Origin of the sequence: Streptomyces coelicoflavus, assembly GCF_003112555.1 — a bacterium.
Classification (GTDB): domain Bacteria; phylum Actinomycetota; class Actinomycetes; order Streptomycetales; family Streptomycetaceae; genus Streptomyces; species Streptomyces coelicoflavus.
In genome coordinates this window covers 362,316-388,044 of the sequence record NZ_BEWB01000008.1, presented here as the reverse complement: position 1 = coordinate 388,044, position 25,729 = coordinate 362,316, and the positions used below count along the sequence as shown (strand labels likewise).

General features: G+C 72.3%; 16 protein-coding genes. 7 read left to right on the top strand and 9 right to left on the bottom strand.

Going from position 1 to position 25,729, the window contains the following annotated elements:
* The first annotated feature begins 48 nt into the window (after positions 1 to 48).
* From Sco07f_RS21175 to Sco07f_RS21150, 6 genes are all read left to right on the top strand, one after another.
* Positions 49 to 450 carry a hypothetical protein gene (locus tag Sco07f_RS21175; protein WP_007445582.1) on the top strand — a complete coding sequence of 134 codons (402 nt, stop codon included), beginning with the start codon at positions 49 to 51 and terminating at the stop codon, positions 448 to 450.
* A gap of 116 nt (positions 451 to 566) precedes the next feature.
* Positions 567 to 2,708: a phage holin family protein gene (locus Sco07f_RS21170; protein WP_244942089.1), complete on the top strand. Its 2,142-nt coding sequence runs from the start codon at positions 567 to 569 to the stop codon at positions 2,706 to 2,708.
* An 81-nt stretch (positions 2,709 to 2,789) separates the two neighbouring features.
* Entirely contained in the window at positions 2,790 to 4,190 is a 1,401-nt protein-coding gene (locus tag Sco07f_RS21165) for an amino acid permease (protein WP_108988786.1), read from the top strand.
* A gap of 80 nt (positions 4,191 to 4,270) precedes the next feature.
* Positions 4,271 to 5,332: an ATP-binding protein gene (locus tag Sco07f_RS21160; RefSeq protein WP_007445630.1), complete on the top strand. Its 1,062-nt coding sequence runs from the start codon at positions 4,271 to 4,273 to the stop codon at positions 5,330 to 5,332.
* A complete protein-coding gene (locus Sco07f_RS21155; RefSeq protein WP_108988785.1) occupies positions 5,329 to 7,134 on the top strand; it encodes a vWA domain-containing protein in 1,806 nt (601 codons plus the stop codon). The genes Sco07f_RS21160 and Sco07f_RS21155 overlap by 4 nt, the downstream gene beginning before the upstream one ends.
* 87 nt (positions 7,135 to 7,221) lie before the next feature.
* Positions 7,222 to 7,647, top strand: a complete 426-nt coding sequence (locus Sco07f_RS21150) for an OsmC family protein (protein ID WP_003972448.1) — start codon at positions 7,222 to 7,224, stop codon at positions 7,645 to 7,647.
* A gap of 20 nt (positions 7,648 to 7,667) precedes the next feature.
* Here Sco07f_RS21150 and narI read toward each other — a convergent pair whose 3' ends face one another.
* From narI to Sco07f_RS21120, 6 genes are all read right to left on the bottom strand, one after another.
* The gene (narI, locus tag Sco07f_RS21145) at positions 7,668 to 8,390 is read right to left on the bottom strand and encodes a respiratory nitrate reductase subunit gamma (protein WP_007445619.1); all 723 of its coding nucleotides are present in this window, start codon (positions 8,388 to 8,390) and stop codon (positions 7,668 to 7,670) included.
* Positions 8,387 to 8,881: a nitrate reductase molybdenum cofactor assembly chaperone gene (narJ, locus tag Sco07f_RS21140; RefSeq protein WP_108988784.1), complete on the bottom strand. Its 495-nt coding sequence runs from the start codon at positions 8,879 to 8,881 to the stop codon at positions 8,387 to 8,389. Before narJ ends, narI begins: the two co-directional genes overlap by 4 nt.
* Before the next feature lie 4 nt (positions 8,882 to 8,885).
* Positions 8,886 to 10,481, bottom strand: coding sequence for a nitrate reductase subunit beta (narH, locus tag Sco07f_RS21135; RefSeq protein ID WP_108988783.1), 1,596 nt, complete (start codon positions 10,479 to 10,481; stop codon positions 8,886 to 8,888).
* Positions 10,481 to 14,176, bottom strand: a complete 3,696-nt coding sequence (locus tag Sco07f_RS21130; protein ID WP_108988782.1) for a nitrate reductase subunit alpha — start codon at positions 14,174 to 14,176, stop codon at positions 10,481 to 10,483. Before Sco07f_RS21130 ends, narH begins: the two co-directional genes overlap by 1 nt.
* Before the next feature lie 154 nt (positions 14,177 to 14,330).
* Positions 14,331 to 15,155: an SAM-dependent methyltransferase gene (locus Sco07f_RS21125; protein ID WP_108988781.1), complete on the bottom strand. Its 825-nt coding sequence runs from the start codon at positions 15,153 to 15,155 to the stop codon at positions 14,331 to 14,333.
* 72 nt (positions 15,156 to 15,227) lie between these two features.
* Entirely contained in the window at positions 15,228 to 16,091 is an 864-nt protein-coding gene (locus Sco07f_RS21120) for a Sco1979 family transcriptional regulator (RefSeq protein WP_087788859.1), read from the bottom strand.
* A 218-nt stretch (positions 16,092 to 16,309) separates the two neighbouring features.
* Here Sco07f_RS21120 and Sco07f_RS21115 point away from each other — a divergent pair, with 218 nt between their 5' ends.
* Positions 16,310 to 16,756 (top strand): hypothetical protein, encoded by a 447-nt coding sequence (locus Sco07f_RS21115; RefSeq protein WP_087788858.1) that lies wholly within the window; start codon positions 16,310 to 16,312, stop codon positions 16,754 to 16,756.
* Here the strand turns inward: Sco07f_RS21115 and Sco07f_RS21110 are convergent.
* From Sco07f_RS21110 to Sco07f_RS41120, 3 genes are read right to left on the bottom strand one after another with little or no spacing between them, the layout of a single operon-like run.
* Entirely contained in the window at positions 16,728 to 17,888 is a 1,161-nt protein-coding gene (locus Sco07f_RS21110) for an alpha/beta fold hydrolase (protein WP_108988780.1), read from the bottom strand. The genes Sco07f_RS21115 and Sco07f_RS21110 overlap by 29 nt on opposite strands.
* Positions 17,885 to 20,413, bottom strand: coding sequence for a thioester reductase domain-containing protein (locus Sco07f_RS21105; RefSeq protein WP_108988779.1), 2,529 nt, complete (start codon positions 20,411 to 20,413; stop codon positions 17,885 to 17,887). Before Sco07f_RS21105 ends, Sco07f_RS21110 begins: the two co-directional genes overlap by 4 nt.
* Positions 20,410 to 25,668, bottom strand: coding sequence for an HAD-IIIC family phosphatase (locus Sco07f_RS41120; RefSeq protein ID WP_108988778.1), 5,259 nt, complete (start codon positions 25,666 to 25,668; stop codon positions 20,410 to 20,412). Before Sco07f_RS41120 ends, Sco07f_RS21105 begins: the two co-directional genes overlap by 4 nt.
* Between the last annotated feature and the right edge of the window lie 61 nt (positions 25,669 to 25,729).

The following is a 25,729-nucleotide window of genomic DNA, read 5'->3' as shown; positions in this document are numbered from 1 at the left end:
AGGGTCGGCGGCGAAAACGGGAGGTGACGGGAGGTGAGGGGGGACACCATGGGGCCGGTGCGGGTGACGGCGATCGCGAGTCTGACGCCACTGGAACAGCTGGACGACGACCCCTTCCTGGTCGACTCCCGCAGCCAGCACGCCATGTGCGCCCGCTGGGCCGCCGAGCACGGCTACGTCGTCGCCCGGCAGCTCCTGGTGCGCCGTCTGCGGCACGACCACGGCGCCCTGTGGGACGGGGTGCGCCCCGGGCACGACCTGTTCGTGGCGCCCAGCCGCCGGGTGCTGGAGAGCGCGCTGTCCTCCGTCGACGACTTCACCGCGGAGTGCGCGCGGCGCGGTGTCCGCGTCGAGACCGTGGGCCACGCCGAACCGTCCTACGACGCCCGGATGAAGGCCTGCGTGCACCGCAGGCTGTCCATGCCGACGGCCGGGTACGACGGCCGCTGACCGCCGCCCGGGGGTGTGAACCGGACCCGGGGGGACAAACGGGGACTCCGGAGCGTTGTGGCAGGGTGGGGACGGCCCGCACGGACGACGGGCCGGGGACGTGAGGTGTGCGGGACGTGAGCGGAGGCCGTTGGCGCCGGGTCGCCAGTCAGATCGGGCGGAGTGTCGCGGTGTGGGCCGTGTCCACCCTCACCATGCTCGTGCTCGCCGGGATCCTGCCCGACTTCCGGCTCCAGTCGCCCGACGGCGACAGCGCGACCGACATCGCCATGACCGCCGCGGTCGGCGCCGGCGCCTTCGGTCTGCTCTCCGCCCTGGTCTGGCCGCTCATGGTCCGCTTGCTGCTCCTGGTGCCGGCCCTCGTCCTCGGCCTGCTGGTCTTCTTCCTCAACGGCGGGCTGCTGCTCCTCGCGATCGACGTGAACCCGGCCGGGCGCGGTGGCGTCGCCCCAGAGACGGCGGTCGTGGTGGCCGCCGTCATGTCCGCCGTCGCCTCCGCCACCGGCGGCGCCCTGGCCGTGCGCGACGACGACGCCTACCGCCGCCGCCTCTACCGTCTCGCCGACCGCCGCCGCAGATCCGGGCCGCCCTGCCCGGCCGGGCCCGGCACCGTCTTCCTGCAACTGGACGGCGTCGGTCACGACGTCCTGCTCGACGCGGTCGACGGCGGCGCCATGCCCACCGTCGCCCGCTGGCTCGGCCGCGACGGCGCCTCCGCCACCCACCGGCTCGACCCCTGGCGCACCGACTGGTCCAGCCAGACCGGCGCCAGCCAGCTCGGCATCCTGCACGGCAGCAACCACGACGTCCCCGCCTTCCGCTGGTACGAGAAGGACAGCGGCGAGGTCATGGTCAGCAACCGACCGACCAGCGCCGCCGAACTCCAGTACCGCGCCGTCCGGCGCACCGGCGACGCCGGACTGCTCAGCCTCGACGGCGCCAGCCGCGGCAACCTGTTCGGCGGCGGCGCCGACGAACAGGCCCTCGTGCTGTCCATAGCCACCCGCCGCCGCAGCCGCGAGACCCGCTCCCGGGCCGGCTACTTCGCCTACTTTTCCGACCCGGCCAACGCCGTGCGCACCGCGATGTCCTTCGTCGCCGAGGTGTGCCGGGAGATCGGCCAGTCCACCCGCGCCCGCCTGCACAAGGTCCGCCCGCGTGTCTCCCGCGGCGGTCTCTACCCCTTCGTCCGCGCCTTCGCGACCGTCGTCGAGCGCGACGTCGTCGTCGCGGCGGTGATGGGCGACATGCTCGCCGGCCGCACGTCCGTCTACGCCGACCTGGTGGCCTACGACGAGGTCGCGCACCACTCCGGGCCCGGCAGCCGGGACGCCGCCAAGGTCCTCCGGCGGCTCGACCGGGCCCTCGCCCTGATCGAGAACGTCGTCGAACACGCCCCTCGCCCGTACCGGATCGTCGTCCTGTCCGACCACGGCCAGAGTCCGGGCGAGACCTTCCGCGCCCGCTACGGGCTGACCCTCGCCGACCTGGTGCGGGCCGGCTGCGGGCTGGCCGTGCCGCGCAGCGCCCGGCGCACCCGCAGCGGCGCCGAGGCGCGCAACACCGTACGGGCCGCCCTGCACCGCCCCGTGGAGGAGGGCGCCGAACAGCAGCGGCCCGCCGACACCCCCACCGGACGCCGCTCCGAGCCGATCGTGCTGGCCTCCGGCAACCTCGGTCTGGTCTCCTTCCCGGACGTCCCGCACCGGATGACCCGCGAGGAGATCGACGCCCGCCACCCCGCGCTGCTGACGACCCTCGCCAACCACCCCGGCATCGGCTTCCTGCTGGTGCGCAGCGAGAGGTACGGCGGGGTCGTGCTCGGCGCGCGCGGCGCCGAGGTGCCCCTGGACCGGCTGGACGAGGACCCCGGGCCGCTCGCGCCCTTCGGCCCCGGCGCCGCCGACGCCGTACGCCGCACCCACTCCTTCCCGCACACCGCCGACATCATGGTCAACTCCTTCCACGACCCGGCCGACGGCGAGGTCCTCGCCTTCGAGGAGCAGATCGGCTCCCACGGCGGACTCGGCGGCGCCCAGTCGAGCGCCTTCCTGCTGTCACCGACCGTGCTGTCCGCGCCGGCCGGCCAGGGTGAGGAGATCGTCGGCGCCGAGCAGGTCCACCGGGTGCTCCGCCACTGGCTGCGCGAGTCGAACGGCCCCCAGGTCCCGGTGGGGACGGAGGATCCACGGCCGAACGTCGTCGAAGGCGCACCTTTTCCCGTCGCGGACGGGTTCGTACAGGACAAAAGCGCCTGATTTGGAGCGAAGCGGGACTGTGCCGGACCATGGGCCGGTCCGGCGATCCCGGGCCCCGTTCCATGAGAGGCGCACCACCCCATGCACGTCACCGGGACCGTCCCCCCACCGGCTCCGGAACCGCAGGAGACCACTGCGGCGCCCGCATCCGAGAGCACCCGGCACGCCCGCCGCTTCGGGCTCCCCGTCGCCACCGCCCTGGTCATGGGCAACATCATCGGCGGCGGCATCTTCCTGCTCCCGGCCTCCGTAGCCCCCTTCGGCACCATCAGCCTGCTCGCCTTCGGCGTCCTGACCGTCGGCGCGATCGCGCTCGCGCTGGTCTTCGGCCGCCTCGCCGCCCGCGACCCGCGCACCGGCGGCCCCTACGTCTACGCCCGCGGAGCCTTCGGCGACTTCGCCGGTTTCCTCGCCGCCTGGGCGTACTGGATCACCACCTGGGTGTCCAACGCGGCCCTCGCCGTCGCCGCCGTCGGCTACCTCGACGTCCTGATCCCGGTGAACGACCACCGCTGGACCGCGTGCCTGGCCGCCCTCGTCATCCAGTGGCTGCCCGCGCTCGCCAACTTCGCCGGCACCCGCTGGGTCGGCGCCGTCCAGCTGATCTCCACCGTGCTGAAGTTCGCGCCGCTGCTGCTCGTCGCGGTCGGCGGGCTGTTCTTCTTCGACCCGGATAACCTCGGCCCCTTCAACGCGAGCGGCTCCAGCGGCATCGGCGCGGTGTCCGCGGCCGCCGCGATCCTGCTCTTCTCCTACCTGGGCGTGGAGTCCGCCGCCGTCAGTGCCGGCGAGGTCAAGGACCCTCGCCGCACGGTCGGCCGGGCCACGGTCATCGGCACCGCGGGCGCCGCCCTCGTCTACCTGCTCGGCACCCTCGCGGTCTTCGGCACTGTCGCCCACGACCGCCTGGTCACCTCCTCGGCGCCCTTCTCGGACGCCGTCAACGCCATGTTCGGCGGCGCCTGGGGCGGCTGGGCCGTCGCGCTGGCCGCGCTGGTCTCGATGACCGGCTGCCTCAACGGCTGGACCCTGCTCAGCGCCCAGACCCCGTACGCGGCTGCCAGGGACGGCCTCTTCCCGGCCGCGTTCGCGCGCAAGCGGCGCGGGGTGCCCACCGTCGGCGTCGGCGTCACCGTCGTCCTCGCCTCGCTGCTCACCGTCTACAACTACACGTCCGGCTCGGCCAAGGTCTTCGAGGTCCTGGTCCTCGTCACCACCTTCACGGCGACCGTGCCCTACCTGCTGGCCACGGCCGCCCAGCTGTTCCACCTGGTCTCCGGGCAGGGCGAGAAGGTCGACCGGGCCCGCCTGGTCCGGGACGGAGTCGTCGCGTCGGTCGCGGCGGCGTTCTCGCTGTGGCTGGTCGCGGGCGCGGGATACGCGGCGGTCTACCAGGGCGTGCTGTTCCTCTTCGCCGGCGTGCTCGTGTACGCGGTGATGGCGGCCCGCAGGCGCCGCGCGGAGACGTCCAGCGCCCCGTAATTCGGCTGCGCGGCACCCCGGCGGGCACGCACACTGGGCCGGTCACCTCCCGACCCCCTCTCCCGCCAAGGAGCCCCTGCGTGCAGGCAGCCGTCACCGTCACTCCCGCCCGCCTCCCGGAACTGCTGCTCGGCCTCGCCACCGTGCGGCCGGTGTTCCTGTGGGGCGCACCCGGCATCGGCAAGTCCTCCCTGGTGAGGAACTTCGCCGACTCGCTGGGCCTGGAGTGCGTGAGCCTGCTCGGCACCCAGCTCGCGCCCGAGGACCTGATCGGCGTCCCGCAGATCCGGGACGGCCGGTCGGTGTTCTGCCCGCCGGAGGCCATCGCCCGCGACGAGCCGTACTGCCTCTTCCTGGACGAGCTGAACGCGGCCACCCCGGACGTGCAGAAGGCGTTCTACTCGCTCATCCTCGACCGCCGCATCGGGAACTACGAACTCCCCAAGGGCTCCATCGTCATCGGCGCCGGAAACCGCGCCACCGACAACGCGCTGGCCCGCCCCATCGCCTCCGCGCTGGTCAACCGCCTCACCCACGTCCACCTGGACGCCTCCGCCAGGGACTGGCTGGTGTGGGCCGGGGAGAACGGCATCCACCCCTGGATCACCGACCACCTCACCGACCGCCCCGACCACCTGTGGTCCAAGCCGCCCAAGACGGAGGAGCCGTTCTCCACCCCGCGCTCCTGGCACATGCTCTCCGACGCCCTGCACTCCTTCGGCCGTGACCTCGACGAGGACACCCTGAAGGTCCTCGCGCACGGCACGCTCACCCCGGCCCACGCGACCGCCTTCTGCGGCTACGTCAAGATCGTCCGCAGCCGGTTCGGCATCGAGGCGATCCTCAAGGGCGAGGCCCGCTGGCCCAGCCGCCTCGAGGACCGAGATCTCCTCTACTACCTCGCCGAGTCCTTCCGGGGCCGCCTGGTCAAGGAACTGCCCGCGAGCAAGGAGCACATGTCGGCGAACGGCCGCCAGACCGCCTACCGCGCCAAGTCGCTGCTCGTGCAGCTCGCCGAGATCTCCGTCGAGGTGGCCCAGAGCGTCATCGCCTCCGACGCCGATGGCAACCCGCTGCTGCCCGCCTGGTTCCTGGTGGAGGCCGCCCGCGACATGCCCCGGCTGGTGGAGGCCCGCCGGTGAGCAGCGCCCGCAGGCAGAAGCAGCAGAAGAAGAAGGACCCGGCAGCCGAGGACTGCGCCAAGGGTGTGCAGCTGGTGTGGGCCAACCCGGCGCTCGCGGCCATGGAGGTCAAGCTGTGCCGGGAGGAGGAGTGCGAGGTCGCGCCCCGCCACGGACTCGCCCGCGTCAGCTCCAACGGCCGGGTCCACCTGAACCCCACCCGCCACGCCGAACCCGCCGACTGGGCCTGGGCCATCGCCCACGCCCTGATCCACCTCGGCTTCGGTCACGTACCCGCCGCCACCGGCGAACGCGTCCAGCCCGACCGCTACGACCTCGCCGCCCGCTGCACCGTCGTCAACCGCTTCCTCCTGACCTTCCCGGTCGGCCGCACCCCGGACCACCTGCCGCCGACGTACCCCGACGGCGACGAGGAGCGCATCGCCGCCGGCTGGCGCCGCGAGGGCGGCATCCCCGCCGCCTACGAGCACTGCGGCACCGCGGGCGGCGACCCCGACCAGCTGCTCTCCCCCTGGGACGGCTGGAACCTCCAGGTCCCCGACTGGCAGCTCGCCTTCGCCCACGCCCTCACCCGCACCATGTCCACCGCCCTCGACCTCGCGGGCGGCCGCCGCGACGCCATGCTCGGCGGCCCCACCCGACTCCAGCCCTGGCAGCAGGCCCTGAGCTGGTTCGTCTCCTCCTACCCGCTGCTCGGCGGCATCGCCTCCGGCATCACCCTCGTCGCCGACGCCGAACTGGCCCGCGCCCACGGCATCTCCGTCGCCGCCGTCAACGCCGAGGCGGGGGAGATCTACGTCAACCCGCTGCGCCGGTACGACGACGAGGAATGGCGCTTCATCCTCGCCCACGAGATGCTGCACGCCGCCCTGCGCCACGGCGACCGCTGCGGCACCCGCGACCCGTACCTGTTCAACGTGGCCTGCGACTACGTCATCAACGGCTGGCTCGTCGAGATGCAGGTCGGCACCATGCCCGAAGGCCTGCTGCACGACCCGGAGCTGGCCGGGCTGTCCGCCGAGGAGGTCTACGACCGCATCGCCGGCGACCTGCGCCGCATCCGCCGCCTGTCCACCCCGCGCGGCAAGGGCGTCGGCGACGTCCTCGGCGGCCCCCTGGGCCCACCCCGCGACCACGTCGACCTCGACGGCTTCTACCGCCGCGGTCTCACCCAGGGCCTCGACCTGCACCAGCAGCAGGAACGCGGCTTCCTGCCCGCCGGCCTGGTCGAGGAGATCCGCGTCCTCAGCCACCCGCCGCTGCCCTGGGACGCCCGGCTCGCCCGCTGGTTCGACGAGTTCGTGCCCCGCCCCGAGCCCGTACGGACCTACGCCCGCCCCTCCCGGCGTCAGGCCGCAACCCCCGGCATCCCGCGCGCCGGCCGGTACTTCCCTCCGGAGGAGATCGCCCGCTGCACCTTCGGCGTCGTCCTGGACACCTCCGGCTCCATGGACCGCACCCTGCTCGGCAAGGCGCTCGGCGCGATCGCCTCCTACGCCGAGACCCGCGACGTGCCCGCCGCCCGCGTCGTGTTCTGCGACGCCGCGCCGCACGACGCCGGGTACCTCCCGGTGACGGACATCGCCGGGAGGGTGCGGGTGCACGGCCGGGGCGGCACCGTTCTCCAGCCCGGCATCGACCTGCTGCTGCGCGCCGAGGACTTCCCGCCCACCGCGCCGGTCCTCGTCGTCACCGACGGCTGGTGCGACGTCCTGCGGGTGCGGCGCGAGCACGCCTACCTGATTCCGCAGGGCGCGCGGCTGCCGTTCACCGCCCGGGGGCCGGTCTTCCGGGTGAGCTGAGCCGGAGTGTGATCGGATGGGGGCGGGAACCCGGACACACGGGCTACCACCGCCCCAGTACAGCAAGCGAATTCGAGAGGACCCGCCGTGGCAACCACGCGCTCCGCACACACCGTCTGGGAAGGCAACCTGCTCGAGGGCAACGGTGTCGTCACCTTCGACTCGTCCGGCATCGGCGAGCAGCCGGTGTCGTGGCCGTCGCGCGCCGAGCAGGCGAACGGCAAGACCAGCCCGGAAGAGCTGATCGCCGCCGCCCACTCCAGCTGCTTCTCCATGGCGCTGTCGCACGGCCTGGCCGGCGCCGGCACCCCGCCCACCAAGCTCACCACCTCCGCCGACGTCACCTTCCAGCCCGGCGAGGGCATCAAGGGCATCCACCTCACCGTGGAGGGCACCGTCCCCGGCCTGGACAACGACGCGTTCGTCGCCGCCGCCGAGGACGCCAAGAAGAACTGCCCGGTCAGCCAGGCCCTGACCGGCACGACGATCACCCTGTCGGCCAAGCTGGCCTAGTCGGACAGTCGGACAGGGCGCTAGGAGCCCGCGCGCTCCCAGCCCCGCCGGTCCGGGCGCGGCCCCAGCTGCCTGGGGTCGCGCGACCGGTAGACCACGTACGGCCGGGTCAGGTACTGCAAGGGCGCGCTGAACATGTGCACCAGGCGGGTGTAGGGCACCAGGGCGATCAGCACCATCCCGACCACCGCGTGCACGTGGTACAGCACCGGCACGCCCTCCATCAGCTCCGTCTTCGGATTCAGCGTGAACAGACTGCGCGACCAGGGGGCGATGGTGCTGCGGTAGTCGTAGCCGTTGCCGGAGGTGTCGGAGAGCTTGGCGATCATGCCCAGCAGGAGGGCGCCGAGCAGGAAGACGTACATCAGTTTGTCGTTGGCCGTGGTGGCCCGGAACACGGGCGCGTTGGTGCGGCGCCGGTAGATCAGGATGCCGATCCCGGCGACCGCGAGGACCCCGGCGAAGGTGCCGCCGTAGAGCGAGAACAGGTGGTACGCGTGCTCGTTGATGCCGATGGCCTGTGTCCAGGACGCCGGAATGAACAGGCCGATCAGGTGACCGGCGAGCACGAAGAGGATGCCGTAGTGGAAGACCGGTGACGCGATGTTGAGCAGCTTCGACTCGTAGACCTGCGAGGAGCGCGTGGTCCAGCCGAAGCGGTCGTAGCGGTGCCGCCAGACCAGGCCCGCGATCAGCAGCGCGAAGGCGGCGTAGGGCAGGACGCCCCACAGGAAGACGTTCATCGGCGGGCTCCGGTGGGTGCGGGCGGCAGGGTGGCGCACACGGCGTCCAGGACGCACGCGTAGGGCGTGCCGAAGGCGGTGAGCCGGGAGCGCAGCTGGTCCAGGGCGTCACGGTGCTCGGTGAGCATCTCCATGTTCCCGGTGCGGGAGACGAACTCCAGGACCGCCGGCAGGAAGTCCGGCAGCTCCTCGCCGGTGAACTCCAGGCCGTGGGCGCGGTACAGCTCCTTGAAGCGGACCAGGGACATCCCCCGGTTGCGGGTGTCGCCGTCGGTCCACCAGCTCAGGTACAGGCTGTGCCGGTTCTTGAAGTCGAAGACCTCCACGTAGTGCGCCTGGAGTTCGCCCTGCTCGGTCGTCGCCGCGTGGTCGGTGAAGCCGCGCAGCTGCGGCGCAGCCTCGCGCAGCAGGGGCAGCCGGGCGCGGAAGTCGTCGTCGGGATACGTCAGACAGAGCGCCGCCGCCTGGTACAGCACCTCGAAGCCGGGCATCGGATCAGACCTCCCTCTCGTCGTCGGCGGTCTGCCGCCTGCGCAGGATGTGGAAGTTCTCCACCGGCACCAGCGGCAGCCGCTTGCGCCCCGAGTCCCTGCCGAACGGCCCGTCGCCGCCCATGCCCGGGCCGCCGTCGGTGTCCAGGCTGCACGTGTCCGGCAGCGCGGACGCCTCCAGCCGGTGCGCGTCCCCGACGGCCGCCGTCGGGATCACGTACCGCTCCTCGTACTTGGCGATCGCCAGCAGCCGGTACATCTCCCGGATCTCCTCGGGGCGCATGCCGACGCCCGCGCAGACGGCCGGATCGGGGTCCTCGCCGAGGTTGACCGACCGCATGTGCGCGCGCATCGCGGCCAGCTTCTCCAGCGACGCCCGCACCGGCCCGGTGTCACCGGCCGTGAACAGCTCGGCCAGGTACTCGAGTGGGATGCGCAGCGTGTCGATCGCGCCGAACAGGTTGTCCGCGTCCTCGCCGTCGTACCCGGTCTCCGTCAGCGCGTCCACGACCGGGGACAGCGGCGGGATGTACCAGACCATCGGCATCGTGCGGTACTCCGGATGCAGTGGCAGGGCCACCTTGTACTTGCTCACCAGCGCGTGCACGGGGGAGCGGCGGGCCGCCTCGATCCAGTCGAACGGGATCCCCGCCTCCTCGGCGGCCCGCCGCACCCCGGGGTCCTCCGGGTCGAGGAAGAGGCCCAACTGCGCCTCGTACAGGTCGCGTTCGTTCGGCGTCTCGGCGGCCTCGGTCACCTTGTCGGCGTCGTACAGGACCACGCCCAGGTACCGGAGCCGGCCCACACAGGTCTCCGAGCAGACGGTTGGCTGGCCGACCTCGATGCGCGGGTAGCAGAAGGTGCACTTCTCGGCCTTGCCGGTGCGGTGGTTGAAGTACACCTTCTTGTACGGGCAGCCCGTCACGCACATCCGCCAGCCCCGGCAGCGGTCCTGGTCGACCAGGACGATGCCGTCCTCCGAGCGCTTGTACATCGCCCCCGACGGGCACGACGCCACGCACGACGGGTTCAGGCAGTGTTCGCAGATGCGCGGCAGGTAGAACATGAACGTCTCTTCGTACGCGAACCGCACCTTCTCCGACGCCTGTTGGCGGGTGCGCTCCACCATCGGGTCCAGGTCGCCGTAGGCGGGCGCGCCGCCCAGGCTGTCGTCCCAGTTGGAGGACCAGCCGATCTTCATCGGCTTGCCGTCGAGCTGCGAGACCGGCCGGGCGACGGGGTAGTCGGTGCCGAGCGGGGCGTCGGTGAGGTTCTTGTAGTCGTACGTCCAGGGCTCGTAGTAGTCCTTGATCTCGGGGAGCCGCGGGTTGGAGAAGATCCCGGCGAGCTTCTTGAACCGGCCGCCCGCCTTCAGTTTCAGCGCTCCGCGCCGGTTCAGCTCCCAGCCGCCCCGCCACTTCTCCTGGTCCTCGTAGCGGCGCGGGTAGCCCTGTCCGGGGCGGGTCTCCACGTTGTTGAACCAGACGTACTCCATGCCCCGCCGGTTGGTCCACGCCTGCTTGCAGGTGACCGAGCAGGTGTGGCAGCCGATGCACTTGTCGAGGTTCATGACCATCGCGACCTGGGCCATCGGGCGCATCAGTACTCGACCTCCTGGGAACGGCGCCGGATCACGGTCACCTCGTCACGCTGGTTGCCCGTCGGGCCCAGGTAGTTGAACGCCCAGGACAACTGGGCGTAGCCGCCGATGAGATGGGTCGGTTTGAGGAGCAGCCGGGTGAGTGAGTTGTGGACGCCGCCGCGTTTCCCGGTGGTCTCCGTCAGCGGCACGTTGACCGTGCGTTCCTGGGCGTGGTGCATGAAGACCGTGCCGGGCGGCATGCGGTGCGAGACGATCGCGCGGGCCACAACCACGCCGTTGCGGTTGACCGCCTCGATCCAGTCGTCGTCCGCGACCCCGATGGCCGTCGCGTCCTCCAAGGACATCCAGATGGTCTGCCCGCCCCGGGACAGCGCCAGCATGAACAGGTTGTCCTGGTACTCGGAGTGGATGGACCACTTGTTGTGCGGGGTGAGGTACCGGACCGTCACCTCGCGGTGTCCGTCGGGACCCAGTTGAGGCTCGCCGAACAGCCGGTGCATGTCCAGCGGCGGCCGGTACACGGGCAGTGCCTCGCCCAGCTCGTGCATCCAGTCGTGGTCGACGAAGAAGTGCTGCCGGCCGGTGAGGGTGTGCCAGGGCTTGAGATGCTCGGTGTTGAGCGTGAACGCCGTGTAGCGCCGCCCGCCGGCCTCGCTGCCCGACCACTCCGGCGAGGTGATCACCGGCACGGGCGCCGCCTGGGTGTCGGCGTAGGTGATCCGCTTGCCCTCCTGCTCGGCGGCGAGGTGGGCCATCTCCTGCCCGGTCCTCTCCTCCAGGGTGTGGAACCCCTGGGTGGCCAGGCGTCCGTTGGTGGTGCCGGACAGGGCCAGGATGGTGTTGGCCGCCTTCACCGCCGTGTCCAGCGCCGGACGCCCGTCGGCCGGGCCGCCGCGCACCGTGCCGTTGAGGTCACGCAGCCGCGCCACCTCCTCGTCCGGCTTCAGGGTGATGCCCTTGGCGGGCAGCCCCTTGGCCTCCACCAGGGGGCCGAGCGCGGCGAACTTCGCGCCGACAGCCGTGTAGTCGCGCTCCACGACGACCAGGTTCGGCATGGTCCTCCCGGGCTCCGGCTCGCACTCCCCGCGCCGCCAGTCCCGTACGACACCGCCGGGCTGGGCGATCTCGCCCGGGGTGTCGTGCTGGAGCGGGGCCGCCACCAGGTCCTTGCGGACCCCGAGGTGGTCCTCGGCCAGCTCGCTCAGCTTCTCCGCGAGGACCTTGAAGGTGTCGAAGTCGGTGCGCGCCTGCCAGGGCGGGTTCACCGCCGGGGAGAAGGCGTGCACGTAGGGGTGCATGTCCGTGCTGGACAGGTCGTGCTTCTCGTACCAGGTCGCGGCCGGCAGCACCACGTCGGACAGGAGCGTGGACGAGGTGTGCCGGAAGTCCAGTGAGAGGAGCAGGTCGAGCTTTCCCTCGGGCGCCTCCTCGTGCCAGACCACGTCCCGGGGGCGCTCGCCGGGCGCCGCCTCCTCGGCCCGCAGCGAGGACTGGGTGCCCAGCAGGTGCTTGGTGAAGTACTCGGCGCCCTTGCCGGACGAGCCGAGCAGATTGGCCCGCCACAGGGTCACGATCCGCGGCCAGTTCTCGGGTGCGTCCGGGTCCTCGCCCGCGAACTTCAGGGTGCCCGCCCGCAGTTCGGCCACCGCGTTGGCGACCGGGTCGCCGAAGCTCTCGCCCAGCTCCAGCGGGTTGCGGTCGAAGGTCGGGTACGAGGGCATCCAGCCGGTGCGCGCCGACAGGGCGAGGCAGTCCGCGCCCGCCATCCCCGCCAGCCGCCCCTCGCCCAGCGGCGAGGCGAGGACGTCGGCGCGGAACCGGTCGTAGCGCCACTGGTCGGTGTGCAGGTACCAGTACCCGGTGCCGATCGCCTGGCGCGGCGGGCGCGACCAGTCCGACGCGGCGGCCAGCGACGCCCAGCCGGTCACCGGGCGGCACTTCTCCTGCCCCACGTAGTGCGCCCAGCCGCCGCCGTTGCGGCCCTGGCAGCCGGTGAGCTGGAGCAGGGCCAGGAAGCCCCGGTAGATCGTCTCGGAGTGGAACCAGTGGTTGGTGCCCGCGCCCATCAGGATCATGCAGCGGCCCTTGGAGCGTTCGGCGGTGCGCGCGAACTCCCGGGCGATGCGGACACAGGCCGCCGCCGGGACCGAGGTGTGCGTCTCCTGCCAGGCCGGGGTGGCGGGCGCGGCGGCGTCCTCGTACGAGGACGGCCAGTCGCCCGGGAGGTCCGGGCGGGCCACGCCGTACTGGGCCAGCATCAGGTCGAAGACCGTCGTCACCAGCGGCCCGGTCGCGCCGCCGAGGCGCGTCGCCGGCACCCCGCGGCGCAGGACGTCGCCGCGCCCCTGCCCGTGTGTGCCGCCCTCGGTGTCGAAGCGGGGGAGGAGCACTTCCACACCCGACGCCATCCCGTGGCCGTGCAGGCTGAGCCGGGGGCGTACGCCGCCCAGGTCCAGGTTCCACTTCCCCCGGTCGGCGTCGTTCCAGCGGAAGCCCAGCGAGCCGTTCGGCACCACCGCGCGGCCCGTCGCCTCGTCGAGGACGACCGTCTTCCAGCGGGCGTCGTCGCCGCCCTGCCCCAGGTCGGCGGCGCGCAGGAACTTGTCCGGCACGTACGCCCCGTCCCGCTCGGTCAGCGTCACCAGGAACGGCAGGTCGGTGAAGCGCCGCACGTAGTCGTCGAAGAACGGGGTGACGCGGTCGACGAAGAACTCCTTGAGCACCACGTGCCCCATCGCCATCGCCAGCGCGGCGTCGGTCCCGGGGTGCGGGTGCAGCCACTGGTCGGCGAACTTGGTGTTGTCGGCGTAGTCGGGCGAGACCACGACCACCTTCTGGCCCCGGTAGCGGGCCTCCGCCATCCAGTGCGCGTCCGGCGTGCGGGTCACCGGCACGTTCGTACCCCACATGATGAGGTACGCCGCGTCCCACCAGTCGCCCGACTCCGGCACGTCCGTCTGGTCGCCGAAGACCTGCGGGGACGCCACGGGCAGGTCGGCGTACCAGTCGTAGAACGACAGCATCGGGGCGCCGATGAGCGAGTGGAAGCGGGCGCCCGCCGCGTGCGACACCATCGACATCGCGGGGATGGGGGAGAAGCCCGCGATGCGGTCGGGGCCGTGGGTGCGGATCGTGTGCACGTGCGCGGCGGCGACCATCTCGACCGCCTCGTCCCAGCTCGCCCGGACCAGGCCGCCCTTGCCGCGCGCCCGCTGGTAGCGCCCGCGCCGCTCGGGATCGCCCTGGATGTCGGCCCACGCCAGCACCGGGTCCGTCAGCCGCGCCTTCGCCTCCCGGTACATCTCCAGGAGCACCCCGCGCACGTACGGGTAGCGCACCCGGGTGGGGGAGTAGGTGTACCAGGAGAACGCGGCGCCCCGGGGGCAGCCGCGCGGCTCGTACTCGGGACGGTCCGGGCCGACTGACGGATAGTCCGTGGCCTGGGTCTCCCAGGTGATGATGCCGTCCTTGACGAACACGTTCCACCGGCACGAACCCGTGCAGTTCACGCCGTGCGTCGACGTCACGACCTTGTCGTGGCTCCAGCGGTCCCGGTAGAAGGCGTCCGACTCCCGGCCGCCGACCAGTCCGATGCTGTGCAGGTCGGGTGCGGCGGTGCCCGGCCGGAAGAACCGTCCCGCGCGCAGCAGCGCCGCGCCCGGCTCGGTGGGCGGTGTCCGCGTGTCGGTCACGTGCGCTCCCTTGCTCACCCGGTGCCGGGTGCTCGCCGGGCCCTGGTTCTCGAACCTAGGGCCGGGCGCGGGAGCGCACCCGTTCGCGGCGCCCGTACGGGTCAGGGGGCGGGCCACCGGACGGCCGGGGCGGGGTGTGCGCGCACGGTCGGGGTCAGGGCTTGCGGGCCACCCCGGCGTACACCGGCACGATGCCCTCGGCCTGGGCGGCCACGTCCTCCGGGTCCGGCCGCCAGCCGGTGACCGGGATGACGCCGGGGCCCAGCAGCTCCAGACCGTCGAAGAAGCGCGCGAACTCGGTCAGGGAACGCGGGTGGAAGGGCGTGCCGCTGCGGCCGAACAGCTCCGCCGCCTTCCCCACCGCCTCGGGGTTCAGGTCGGGAGTGACCTGCGACAGGACCAGGAAGCTGCCCGGGGCGAGCACGTCGGTGTACCGCTTCAGCAGGCCGTGCACGTCGTCGCCGTCGGCCGCGTCGCCGAGGTAGTGCGTCAGGGCCACCAGCGACAGCGCGACCGGTCGACCGAAGTCCAGGGACTCGCCCGCGAGCCGCAGGATCAGGTCCGGGTCCCGGACGTCCGCGTGGACGTAGTCGGTGGAGCCCTCCGCCGACCCGTGCAGCAGCGCCTCGGCGTGCCTGAGGACGATCGGGTCGTTGTCGGCGTAGACGACCCGTGCCTCGGGAGCCACCGCCTGGGCCACCTGGTGCAGGTTCGGCTCGGTGGGGATGCCGGTGCCGATGTCCAGGAACTGGCGGATCCCGGCCTCGGCGAGGGCACGGACCGCCCGGTGCATGAACCGGCGGTTCGCGCGCGCCCCGCGTACCGCCGTGGCGTCCGCCGCGAGGATCCTGCGGGCCAGCTCCTCGTCCACCGGGTAGTTGTCCTTGCCGCCCAGCCACCAGTCGTAGACCCGGGCCGGGTGCGGCCGACTGGTGTCGACGGAGGCGGAAGCGGGCGGCACGGACTCGGAACCGGTCATGCGGTGTCGTCTCCTCAGGACTGCGTGGCAGGTCGTCGCAGGTCGTCGCCGGTCGTCTCCGGTCGTCTCCGGTCAGAACGTCTCGCGGTACTCGCGCAGGATCTTCTCGGTGCGCTGGGTCGAGGCGGCCCGCGCCGTCATGTGGTCCAGGACCTCGAGGTGGGCGGAGACCTCGGCGCGGGAGTCCAGGTACAGGGCGCCCGTCAGATACTCGGTGAAGACCATGTCGGGCAGCTCCGGTTCGGCGAACCGGAACAGGGTGAACGGCGCGTACGTCCCGGGGTGCGGACCGTCCTCGAACTCGGCGACCTGGAGCGTCACCCGGTCCCGGGACGCGAACTCCAGCAGCTTGTCCAGCTGCTCGCGCATCACCCGGCCGTGGATGCTCACCGGCCGCTTCAGCACCGTCTCGTCCATCACCACCCACAGGTGGGGCGGGTGGGGGCGCTCCAGCAGCCGCTGCCGCTCCATGCGCAGGGACACGTGCCGCTCCACCGCGTCCCCGCCCGCGTTGCCGATCGTCCCGGCCTCCAGGACCGCGCGCGCGTAGTCCTCGGTCTGCAACAGCCCGGGGACGAAGTGCGGCTCGTAGGAACGGACGATCCGCGCGGCCCCCTCCAGGCTCACGTACAGGCTGAACCAGTCCGGCAGCACGTCGTGGTACCGCTGCCACCAGCCCGGCTGGTTCGCCTCCTCGGCGAGCGCGACGAACGCCGCGACCTCGTCGGAGGCGACGCCGTACGCCGTCAGCAGTATCTGGACGTACGGTATTTTCAGCGCGACCTCGGCCATCTCCATGCGCCGCACGGTCGCCGGTGCCACCCGCAGCACCTTGGCGGCCTCCTCGCGCTTGAGGCCCGCCGTCTCCCGCAGTTCCTGAAGCCGTCTGCCGAGGACCACCTGGCCCACGGTGGGTGCGGCCCGCCGCTCGCTCACGCCACGCCTCCCCAACGCGCCCAAGTCACACCGCAGTCTGTCATGTTCCACCGCCGGTCTCACAGGGGCGGTCGTGGATCAACGTCATTACCTGCCGGGTAATCGACCGGGCACGGTCGGAACGGGATCGTGGAGTCACCGGGTTCCGGTCCGGCGCACTCCGGACCGGCACCCGGCTCCACGCAGCCCAGTCCCGACCCGACGGAGGGTGACTCGTCATGACCACGAACCAGCCGGCCGCACTCGCCCGCACCGCCGAACCGCAGCCGATGCTCCGCCGCCTCCTCGCCCTCGACGCGGCGGTGACCGGCGCCAACGCGTTCGCCTACCTGGCGTTCTCCGGGCCGCTGGGCCGCTTCCTCGGCGCCGGTTCGGGGCTGTTGCTCGGCCTCGGCGCGTTCCTCGCGGCGTACGCCGGGTGCGTGGCCCTGCTGGCCGCGCGCACCCGGCCGCCGGCCCTCGGGGTGCGGGCCGTCGTGGACGCCAACCTCGCCTGGGCGGCGGTGAGCTTCGTCGCCCTCGTCCTGTGGCTGACGCCCACGACGGCGGGCGCGGTGTGGACGGTGCTCCAGGCGCTCACCGTCGCCGGGTTCGCGCTGCTTCAGTACGCGGCGCTGAACGGGTCCTCGCGCGGCGTCATCGCGAAGAGCGGCTCCCCTCGCTGACCCGGTCCGCAGGCACGCCCTCCCGGGACGGTGCGGCAGACCGCTCGTCGAGGAAGTCGAGGATGTGGCCGAACACGTCGAGAGCGGCACCGCGGCCGATGAAGGGGTCGACGTGCCCGTAGCCCGGTACCTCGACGTAACGGACGTCGAGGTCCGGGCAGCGGCTGGACAGGACGTCGTAACAGAGCTCGTTCGAATCGTGGAAGGTCTTGTTGTCACTGCCGGAGAGCAGCAGGACCGGACAGTCGATGCGGTCCGCGCTGTCCAGGGCGTTCTCCGGCAGTCGGTCGTAGCCCTGACCGCCCGTGTTCCAGGGCATCGCCGTGTGGGCCAGTTCCATGCGCCGCAGGTGCGGCCCTATCCAGGTGGGCGCCGAACCGAACAGTTCGGCCAGCCTGCCGTGGGTCGTCTCGTGCAGGTTCTCGTGGACGTAGAGCGACGCGCCGGTTCCCCAGGCGGAGTTGTGCAGGATGTGGCAGGTGGGGTCGTCGCAGTCGCCGGCGGAGAGGGAAGCCAGCGCGAACATCGGCGTGTAGCGCGAGCGGAAGCCCACCTTGGTGAAGTCCACCGGGAGGTGGGTCCAGCGGGAGCGGCCCCACTCGCCCCCGAGGTGGCCGAGCAGCCGGGACCTCGCGGAGTACTTCGGCGTCATGAACACCCCCTGCGCCACCACGCCGGCGAGGCCCGGCACCAGGCCGCCGGTCATGCTCAGCGACAGCGACAGTGCTCCGAGGCAGTGGGCGACCACGAACAGCTGTCGCCCGCCGATCCGGTCGCGGATGTACGACACGGCGTCCGGGATGTCGTAGAGCGCCACGTCGTCGAACGTGTACCGGACGCGGCCCTCGTTGTGCGGCAGGCGGCAGCTGCCCCGCCAGTCCAGCAGCCACGGTTCGTAACCCGCGCCGAGCAGGGCGTCCACGAGGTTGCGGGTCTCGGGGAGCACGAACATGTCGGCCGAGGCGGTGAGACCGTGCAGGAGCAGGACCGCGGGACGGTCGGTGGGCTCCTGAGCGGTGGGGGAGTTGGCGGTCAGCCGGCACAGGCCGAGTTCCGTCCCGTCGGATGCGCGGAACGGGATCTGCTCGACGGTGACGCGGTCCAGCGGGGCGAAGAGCGGTCGTGGTGTCATCGAAGTTGCTTCCTGTCCTTTTCCCACTTCTTGAGCTTGGCCTGGTACCTGTCCTTGTCGAGGTCGATGGCGTCCGGGCGCAGGTCGAGCATCTCGGCGCCGGCGCGCAGCGTGGGCTCCAGCAGGCCTTGGCCCAGCTGGGAGCCGAACCAGGTCAGCCAGGCGAGCTTGGCGATCCGCTGCTCCCGCATCGACAGCTTCGGATTGACCCGGATACCGTCGATCTGCTCTCGCTTGTAGGACTTCTTGGGCACCTTCAACGTCCCGGCCAGGCTCGCCGGTTCGCCCTCGCGGCCGACGCGGACGGTGAGCGTGCGTGCCTGCTTCATGTAGTCGAAGCGGGCCCGGGCCGTCTTCCAGCCCTCCAGCCACCAGCCGTTTCCGTCGGAGTCGCGCAGGGCCAGGCGGTAACGCAGCAGGGGGTGGTCCAGGCTGTGGCGGTGAGGTACCCCCTCGTGGGGCCGGACCCAGATCTCGCCGTCGTCGACGGTCAGCGGTTCCGCGTGCAGCGAGGGACAGGAGACCGTGCCGCGCACGTCGATGGTGCGGTGCTGCACGAGTTGGTACATGCTGGCGATCGACAGGGTCAGCGCGAGGCTGCAGCGAGTGCTTGGCTCGGCGTCGACCGGGCCCACCTTGCCACGCATGGTCTCCCGGAACCACAGGTGCGGCGGGTCGTCACGACTGGGCAGGACCACCAGCCCGTCCCGGGCCATTCGCTCGTAGCTCTTCAGCCGTGCCTGCGCGTCGTAGCGGGCGGGCGGCGGCAGTTTGTGCCGGGCGACGAAGGCCTCGGTCCGCTCCCCGGTCGCCATCGGGGCCGAGACGCTCGCTTCGACGATCTTCTGGCCGGCGGGGTTGCGCAGCACCCGTGCCATGAACTCCAGTTCGGGGACCGGATCGGTCTCGCAGCGCTCCAGGAAGTCCTTGAGCCAGACGTCCCACGGCATCACCCGCACGTTCAGCCCGCCGAGTTCCTGATCGCGGACCATCTCGGTGAGCGTGTCCGGCCGCCCGGTGAGGTGGTAGTTCTGGCCCCAGGCGCTCGGCTCATTGATCACGGCGGTCGCGATCCGGCTCACCCAGTCCACCGGGGCCGAGTTCGAGTAGTCGATCTTGGGTGCGACGCGGTATCGGGAGATGGCGGAGAAGAGGCCCGTGTTGATGTCGTGCGGGTTGTAGGCGCCGGTGCGGGTGTGGCCGACGATGCCGCCGGGGCGCAGAAACGTCGCCTTCAGACCCCGGTCGCGGGCTCGCCTGAGCGCCGCCTCGGCCGCCCATTTCGACTTGTCGTACCCCGCCGTCAGCCGGTCCACGTGTGCCACCGGATCGTCCTCGCCCATCGAGGCGATGCCGATCTCGTTGAACACGGCGATCGACGAGATGTGGTGCAGCGGTTTGGGCCGTCCGGTCATCGCGAGTTCGGCGAGGGACAGGACGCCGAGGACGTTGGTCCGGCGCAGCGACGGATACCCGCGCAGGAAGTCCACGGCCGCCGCCACGCTGACCACCGAGTCGATGTCGTTCGCCAGCAGTTCCCACTGTTCGTCGGCCAGCCCGAGTCGGGGCCGCCGCAGGTCCCCGGGAAGGAGCGTGACCCGTCGTCTGATCTCGGCCGACCAAGGGAGGGAGAAGCCTGCGAGGGCCTCGGCGAGGCGCCGTTCCGCGTCCTGCACGTCGTCCCCGCGCACCAGGCAGACGACATGTGCGTCGCTGTGCCGCAGCAGGTCGAGCAGCATGTGGCCGCCCAGGAAGCCGGTGGCTCCGGTCAGCAGGACACGGCGGGGCGGGACCGGTTCCGGGTCGCCGCACCAGGGGAGCCGGTCGGCGGCCGCGAGGTCGGCCATGACGAGGGACAGGTCCTCGGCGTGGTCGTCGAGCGCGGGGAGTGTGCCGTCCGGCGCGACGGGACCGGCCGGCGTGAGGTCGGTGCCCGGCGATGCCGTCGTGGTGGCGGCCGCCGTGGTGGAGGTCGGGGCGGAGGCTGCCGGGGCGGAGGTGGTCGGAGTGGAGGCTGCCGGGGCGGAGGTGGCCGGAGCGGCCGGGAGCTCGAGAGCCGTGGTGGCCGTCGACGCCTCGGACGGGGGGCGTTGCGCCGGACTGCCCAGCCAGCGTTGAGCGAGGCGCCGGGGCCTGGCGTCGGCGAAGACGTCGTCCAGGCTGAGCCTGACGTTCAGCTCACGGTCGAGCACGGCGACGAGCCGAACGGCGTCCACCGAGGTGGCACCGGCGTCGAAGAGGTCGGTCTCGGTGTCGATCTCCTTGACGTCCAGCAGCGCGGCGGCCTTCGAGACGATGGCCCTGGCAAGCTGTTCGAGCCCCCAGGCCGGCGTGCCGTCGGCCCGGCCCCCGGCTTCGACGGCGCCGTCCACCGGCCGCGGGGCCGACGGCTGGAAACGTGCCAGCAGACCGGCGATCGCGGCGGCGCCGCGCGGACCGTTCTCGATCGACTCGCCCTCGTACTGGCGGTCCACGTCGTGATGGCGGACCGGTACCTCGCCACCCGTGTCGGTGGTGGGTTTCATGCGCTTGCCTCCACGGTCTCGTCTGTTGCGGTGTCCCATGAGCGGAAGTGCCGGAGACGGTCCACGGGGACCAGTGCCTCCACGCGCGGTGCTTCCGGGTCTCCGCCTCCCAAGGCGGCCACCAGGCGGCGTACGGGGACGTTGCGGGGGGTACGCTCGGCGGCCAGGCGCACGGTCGGGCAGCCCAGGGCCTCGGCCCGGTCCGCCAGCCAGCCGAGAACCCGCTCCTCGGCACCGCGGCCGAGCACCCGGCAGCTCATCATCCAGCCGGGGACCTCGAGCGTCCCGCCGTCGGCACGGAGCACGACGACGGCGATCAGCCCGTAGTCGCCGAACCTGTCCCGCGCCCGTACGGTCCACACCTCGCCCTCCTGCTGCCGGCGCGTCAGCTCCGCCTCGTCCACCGTCGAGGGGCGGAGATTGAACTGATTGGTCCGCCGGGCCAGTTGGAGGGCCCGTTCCCTCGTGTCGGTACCGAGGGGCCGGAAGTCCATTTCCAGGTTCAGCCGCTCCAGGAAGCCGGCGAAGGTGGTCCGGGAACGTTCCTCCGTACGCTTCCGGTCCTGCCGGTAGAAGTCCGCCCGCGTGGCGTCCTCCTGTGTCGCCGCACGCGGGGTGACCGGCCAGAGCCTGGTCAGGAAGTCCGCCAGGTCGTCTCCCGGCGGGCAGGTCACGCAGAGCACCTCGGGCAGGGCTGCCCTCATCCTGGCGATCTCGGCCGGGTTGTCGTCGAGGAACATGAACGTGTCCAGGCCGAGCCCCAGTTCGTCGGCGACCGTCTTGAGGCGCACGGGTTTCGGTGTCCAGCCGGCGGAGATCGCACTGAAGTGCTCGGCGCGCAGCAGACCGTCGGGCCGGTCGAGTACGGCACGTACGGTGGCCTCGTCGTTGTTGGAGACCAGCACCAGCAGGACACCCGCGGCACGCCACTGCAGCAGCCGCCGGGCAAGCCGGGCACGTCCCCCCAGGAGGCCGACGTGCTCCGGCCCGTCCTCCGCCGCGACGCCGTCCCAGAGAGTCTCGTCGGCGTCCACCGCGATCACCTTGGGCGGGGTGCGGCGGGAGGCCCGCACCAGATCGGCGAGGGCAAGCGCCACCGCGGCCTGGAACTCCGTCCTGAACGGCAGGTGCGCCAGCGCGTCCGTCTCGGCGTCGAACGGGTCGGCGAAATCGTCGCCGGCGAAGGTCTCCGGCCCCAGGACCGCGATGCCGGCCTGGTCACGGAGCCGGGACCGCACCTGCTCCTCCCAGTCGCGGAGCCGCTCCGCGGTCGACCGGGCCGGAAGGAAACCGACGATCACCGGCCGCCCCGTGCGGTCGGCCAACGAGCGCAGGGCTGCCGGATACTCCTCGCCCAGTTCGGCCAGCGACTCGTCACTGATGTCTCCGTAACGCCCCAGGTCGGCCGCGCGCAGCAGGATGAGGGATGCCTCGGTCGACGGATCGGAGAGAACGCCGGACGGGTCGTGCACGGCGGCCAGGACCTGGTGATACGGGCCTTCGGTGACGGTGAGTCCCGTTCCCTCGAGAGCGAGACCGAGCAGCGTGGACAGGTCGCCCAGGGCGAAGGTGGCGGCCAGGGCGACCGGCCGCGGTGCCGGCGAACGTGGCGGGGGTACGGGCCCCGCCGTCCGGGGCACCGGGAGCGCGTCCACCGTGCCCGCGCCCGCACGGCCGGTCACCTCGGCGACGAGGTCGAGGAAGTCCCGGCCGAACCGGGCGCAGCCGGCGCCGTCGAGGATGTCCAGGTTGTAGTCGAGCCGCATGTGACCCAGGTCCGGAGACACACTGATCATCAGATCGAGGTCGGAGTGGCCGGTGCCCGCGGGGAGCATCTCCAGCCCCGGCAGTCTCAGGCCGCGCGGTGGAAGGTAGTTGAAATACACCTCGACCAGTGGCGCGCCCTCGCGGTACAGCCCCTCCGCCACCAGCGTGGACATGGTGTCAGAGAAGGAAATCCCCTTCTCGAGATGCACGCCCAGACGGTCGTCGGTCCGGCGCAGCACCTCGGCCACCGACTCGCCCGGGGAGGCCTCGGCGGGGAACGGTATCGGTACGCCGAAGAACCCGACCGCGTCGAGCGCTTCCGCATGCATCCTGGTGTCCACCGGAACCGCCAGCACGAACCGGCTGCGATCCCGCAGACGGGCGAGGAACATGGTCAGCGTGCCCAGCCAGAAGGCCGCCGGGGTGATCCCGAGCCGTCCCGCCTCGGTTCCGACCCGTTCCGAGAGGCCCTCGGGGACCTCCACGAGTTCGGTCGCCGCACGGTACGACCGGGTCGCGGGTCGCGGCTTCGCGAGGGTCAAGTCCAGCCTGCGGACCCCGGAGAACCACTCGCGCGGCTGCGCGGCCGAGGCCTGTGGGCCGTCCGTCTCCCGCCGCGCCGGCTGTGCCCGCATCAGACCGGCGAGGTCGTCCAGGGAGGGCGCGGACGACAGCTGTTCACCGGAGAGTTCCGCGCCGATCTCCGCCGCCACCAGCGCGAGCGAGGCCAGATCGGACACCGCGTGGTGCGCGCCGTAGAGCAGCACCTGGCCACCCGACGGATACTCCAGCAGCTCGAACCGCCACAGTGGCGCAACGGCGAGGTCGAACGGTGGTTCCAGCAGCTCGCGCAGTCGCTGGTCCGGGTCCGTGTCCTCGTCGACGGGCGACCATCGCAGCAGCGTTCCGGGCAGGCTCCGCCCGACTTCCAGCTGGGGGCCGCGCTCCGGGTCCGCGACGATCGCCGTCCGCAGGGCCGCGTGCCGGGCGCCGAGGTTGCCCAGCAGCCCCGCCAGCCGCTCCCGGCCGACCGGAGTGACGAGCCGCACGGCGGAGCCGATGTTGTGGGCGACTCCCGGAGTGCCCAGCTGCTCCGTGCGCAACAGCCGTATGACGTCACGGGTCGCCGGGTACCGTACGGTTCCGTCGGCGCCCGGCACGGCCAGCGGCTCGGAGCCTGCCGCGCCGGCGCCCTTCCCCGGCGCGAGCCGTTCGCCGGCCGCCCTCGTGCCGGTCCGGCCGTCGAGGACCTGGTCGACGACGTCCAGGACGCTCGCCCCGCCGAGCAGCGCCGCCACCGGCAGCACCCGTCCGAAGTCGGCCTCCACCAGAGCCTGGGCGCGCATGGCGGTCACCGAGTCGATGCCGAGGCTGGTGAGCGGGGTGGAGACGTTCAGCCGGTCGGTGTCGAAACCCAGCAGCTCCGCGACATGGCCCCGGATCCGGGCCAGCACCCGCGTCCGGTGGTCGGCGTCCCCGGCCGGGGGGACGTCGGCCCGGGCCCCGGCCCCGGTGGGCGCGGTGGGCGTCGCGGCCTCGGCCGCGAGGGGCGTCGCGGGCAGCCGGGGCGCTCGGCCGAGCCAGTAGCTGCCCGGTTCGAACGCGGTCGCCGGAAGCGGTGCCATGCGGCGCGGTCCGGCGTGGAGACCGTGCCACGGCACCCGCGCACCACGCACCCACAGCGCGGCCAGTTCGTCCAGGACGTGGTCCTCGACGAGGCCGGCGAGGAAGGCGTCCCCCCGAGCGCCGGTCAGGACGGCGGTCAGCGGTCCCGCGTCCCCGTCGGCGTTGCCGCGATGCGAGGTCGCACCGCCCGCGGTGGCGGACGCCCCGCCGGACACGTGCTGTTCGAGGGCGTGCGCGAGCTGCCGGCGGTCGGCGGCGACCAGGGCGAGCCGCTCGGGCAGGTGCTCCCGGCAGAGCTGGGACGTGTAGGCGATGTCGGCAAGGCTCGCCGTGTCGTCGCCTTCGAGGAAGACGTGCAGACGGCGTACCGCCGCGCCCAGGCGCTCGGGAGTCCGCGCGGACACCAGGACGACCTGGGGCGAAGGGTCGGAGGCGCCCCGGTCGGCGCGGGCGGTCACCGGCGGTTCCTCGACGACGAGGCTGACGTGGCTGCCGCCGGCGGCCACGGAGTTGACGAGGGAGCGGCGAGGTGCGGTGCCGCGCGGTGCCCAGTCCGTGAGCCGGTCGGCGAGCCGGAGGGACGAACCCTCCAGGCCCAGACGCGGGTTGGGTGCTCCGACGTCGACGAGCGGTGCGACCCGGCCGTGCTGGAGCTGGAGGACGACCTTGGTGAGCTGGGCGATGCCGGAGGCCGCCTCCGGGTGTCCGAGGTTGGACTTCACGGAGCCGACATGGACGGTGTCGCGGACGTCGGCGAACACTTCGCGCAGGGCGCGCAGTTCGACCTCGTCGGAGAAGGCGGTGCCGTTGGCGGCGGACTCCACGTAGCCGATGGAGCCGGGGTCGGCGCCGGCGCGTTCCAGCGCCCGGCGCATGGTCGCCACCTGGGTGCGGTGGCTGGGCGACAGGAAACCGTTGGAGCGGCCACTGTGCAGTGAGGCGGTGCTCTTGACGACGGCGAGGACGGTGTCGCCGTCGCGCAGCGCCGCGTCCAGCGGCTTGAGCAGTACGGCGCCGACGGCCTCGGCGGGCAGGTAGCCGTCGCCGTCGCGGAAGCTGCGCGCGCCGGGGTGGGTGCCGAGCAGTTGCATCTCGCCGAGGGCCAGGTACTTGTCCTCGTGCACGGTCAGGTTGACCCCGCCCGCGACGGCCAGTTCGCACTCGCCGCGCAGCAGGTCGGTACAGGCCAGGTGCACGGCCATGGCGGACGAGGTGCACATGCTGTCCACGGCGAGGCTCGGGCCCTCCAGGCCGAAGAAGTGCGAGACGCGGTTGGCGATGAGGTTGTAGGAGGCGGACGAGGTGAGCGCCGCGAGCACCGGTTCGGAGGCGTCCGCCCGGTACATCTGGTAGGCGGCCCCGACGTAGACGCCGACGCTCCGCCGGTAGTGCCGTTCGATGACCTCCTGGGTGACGCCGCCCTGTTCGAGCAGGTGCCACACCGTCTCCAGGAACAGCCGCTGCTGCGGGTCCATCGCGGCGGCCTGGCGGGGCGAGATGCCGAAGTGGAGCGGGTCGAAGCGGTCGACTGCGTCCAGGAACCCGCCCCACTGGGCGGTACCGCCGGTGTCCCAGCGGTCGGCGGGGACCTCGGTGACGCAGTCCCGGCCCTCGCGCAGCACGGACCAGAAGCCGTCCAGGTCGTCGGCGTGCGGGTAGCGCCCCCCGATGCCGATGACGGCGATGTCCTGGCCGCGGTGCGTCTGCTCCTGCCGGACCGGTTCAGGTGAGGGGGCCGGGGTTGACGGGGGCTCGACGACGAGAGGGCGTAACGCCCGCGGGTGATCAGCGGCGAGGTGGCGGGCGGGACCGCGCACCGCCTGCCCCTTGGAAGTCTCGCTGAACGTGGTCGACTCGGTCATCGGTGTCCGTCCCAGAAAGAGCGTCAGGTCGGCGGTCGGGCCCGGTGGGGCACAGCCGGTG

Coding starts and splice junctions, on each gene's coding strand:
- Sco07f_RS21110 (WP_108988780.1), bottom strand. CDS start 17,888: ATGACACCACGACCGCTCTTCGCCCCGCTGGACCGCGTCACCGTCGAG.
- narH (WP_108988783.1), bottom strand. CDS start 10,481: ATGCGCCCGATGGCCCAGGTCGCGATGGTCATGAACCTCGACAAGTGC.
- Sco07f_RS21175 (WP_007445582.1), top strand. CDS start 49: ATGGGGCCGGTGCGGGTGACGGCGATCGCGAGTCTGACGCCACTGGAA.
- Sco07f_RS21165 (WP_108988786.1), top strand. CDS start 2,790: ATGCACGTCACCGGGACCGTCCCCCCACCGGCTCCGGAACCGCAGGAG.
- narI (WP_007445619.1), bottom strand. CDS start 8,390: ATGAACGTCTTCCTGTGGGGCGTCCTGCCCTACGCCGCCTTCGCGCTG.
- Sco07f_RS21125 (WP_108988781.1), bottom strand. CDS start 15,155: ATGACCGGTTCCGAGTCCGTGCCGCCCGCTTCCGCCTCCGTCGACACC.
- Sco07f_RS21115 (WP_087788858.1), top strand. CDS start 16,310: ATGACCACGAACCAGCCGGCCGCACTCGCCCGCACCGCCGAACCGCAG.
- narJ (WP_108988784.1), bottom strand. CDS start 8,881: ATGCCCGGCTTCGAGGTGCTGTACCAGGCGGCGGCGCTCTGTCTGACG.
- Sco07f_RS21105 (WP_108988779.1), bottom strand. CDS start 20,413: ATGAAACCCACCACCGACACGGGTGGCGAGGTACCGGTCCGCCATCAC.
- Sco07f_RS41120 (WP_108988778.1), bottom strand. CDS start 25,668: ATGACCGAGTCGACCACGTTCAGCGAGACTTCCAAGGGGCAGGCGGTG.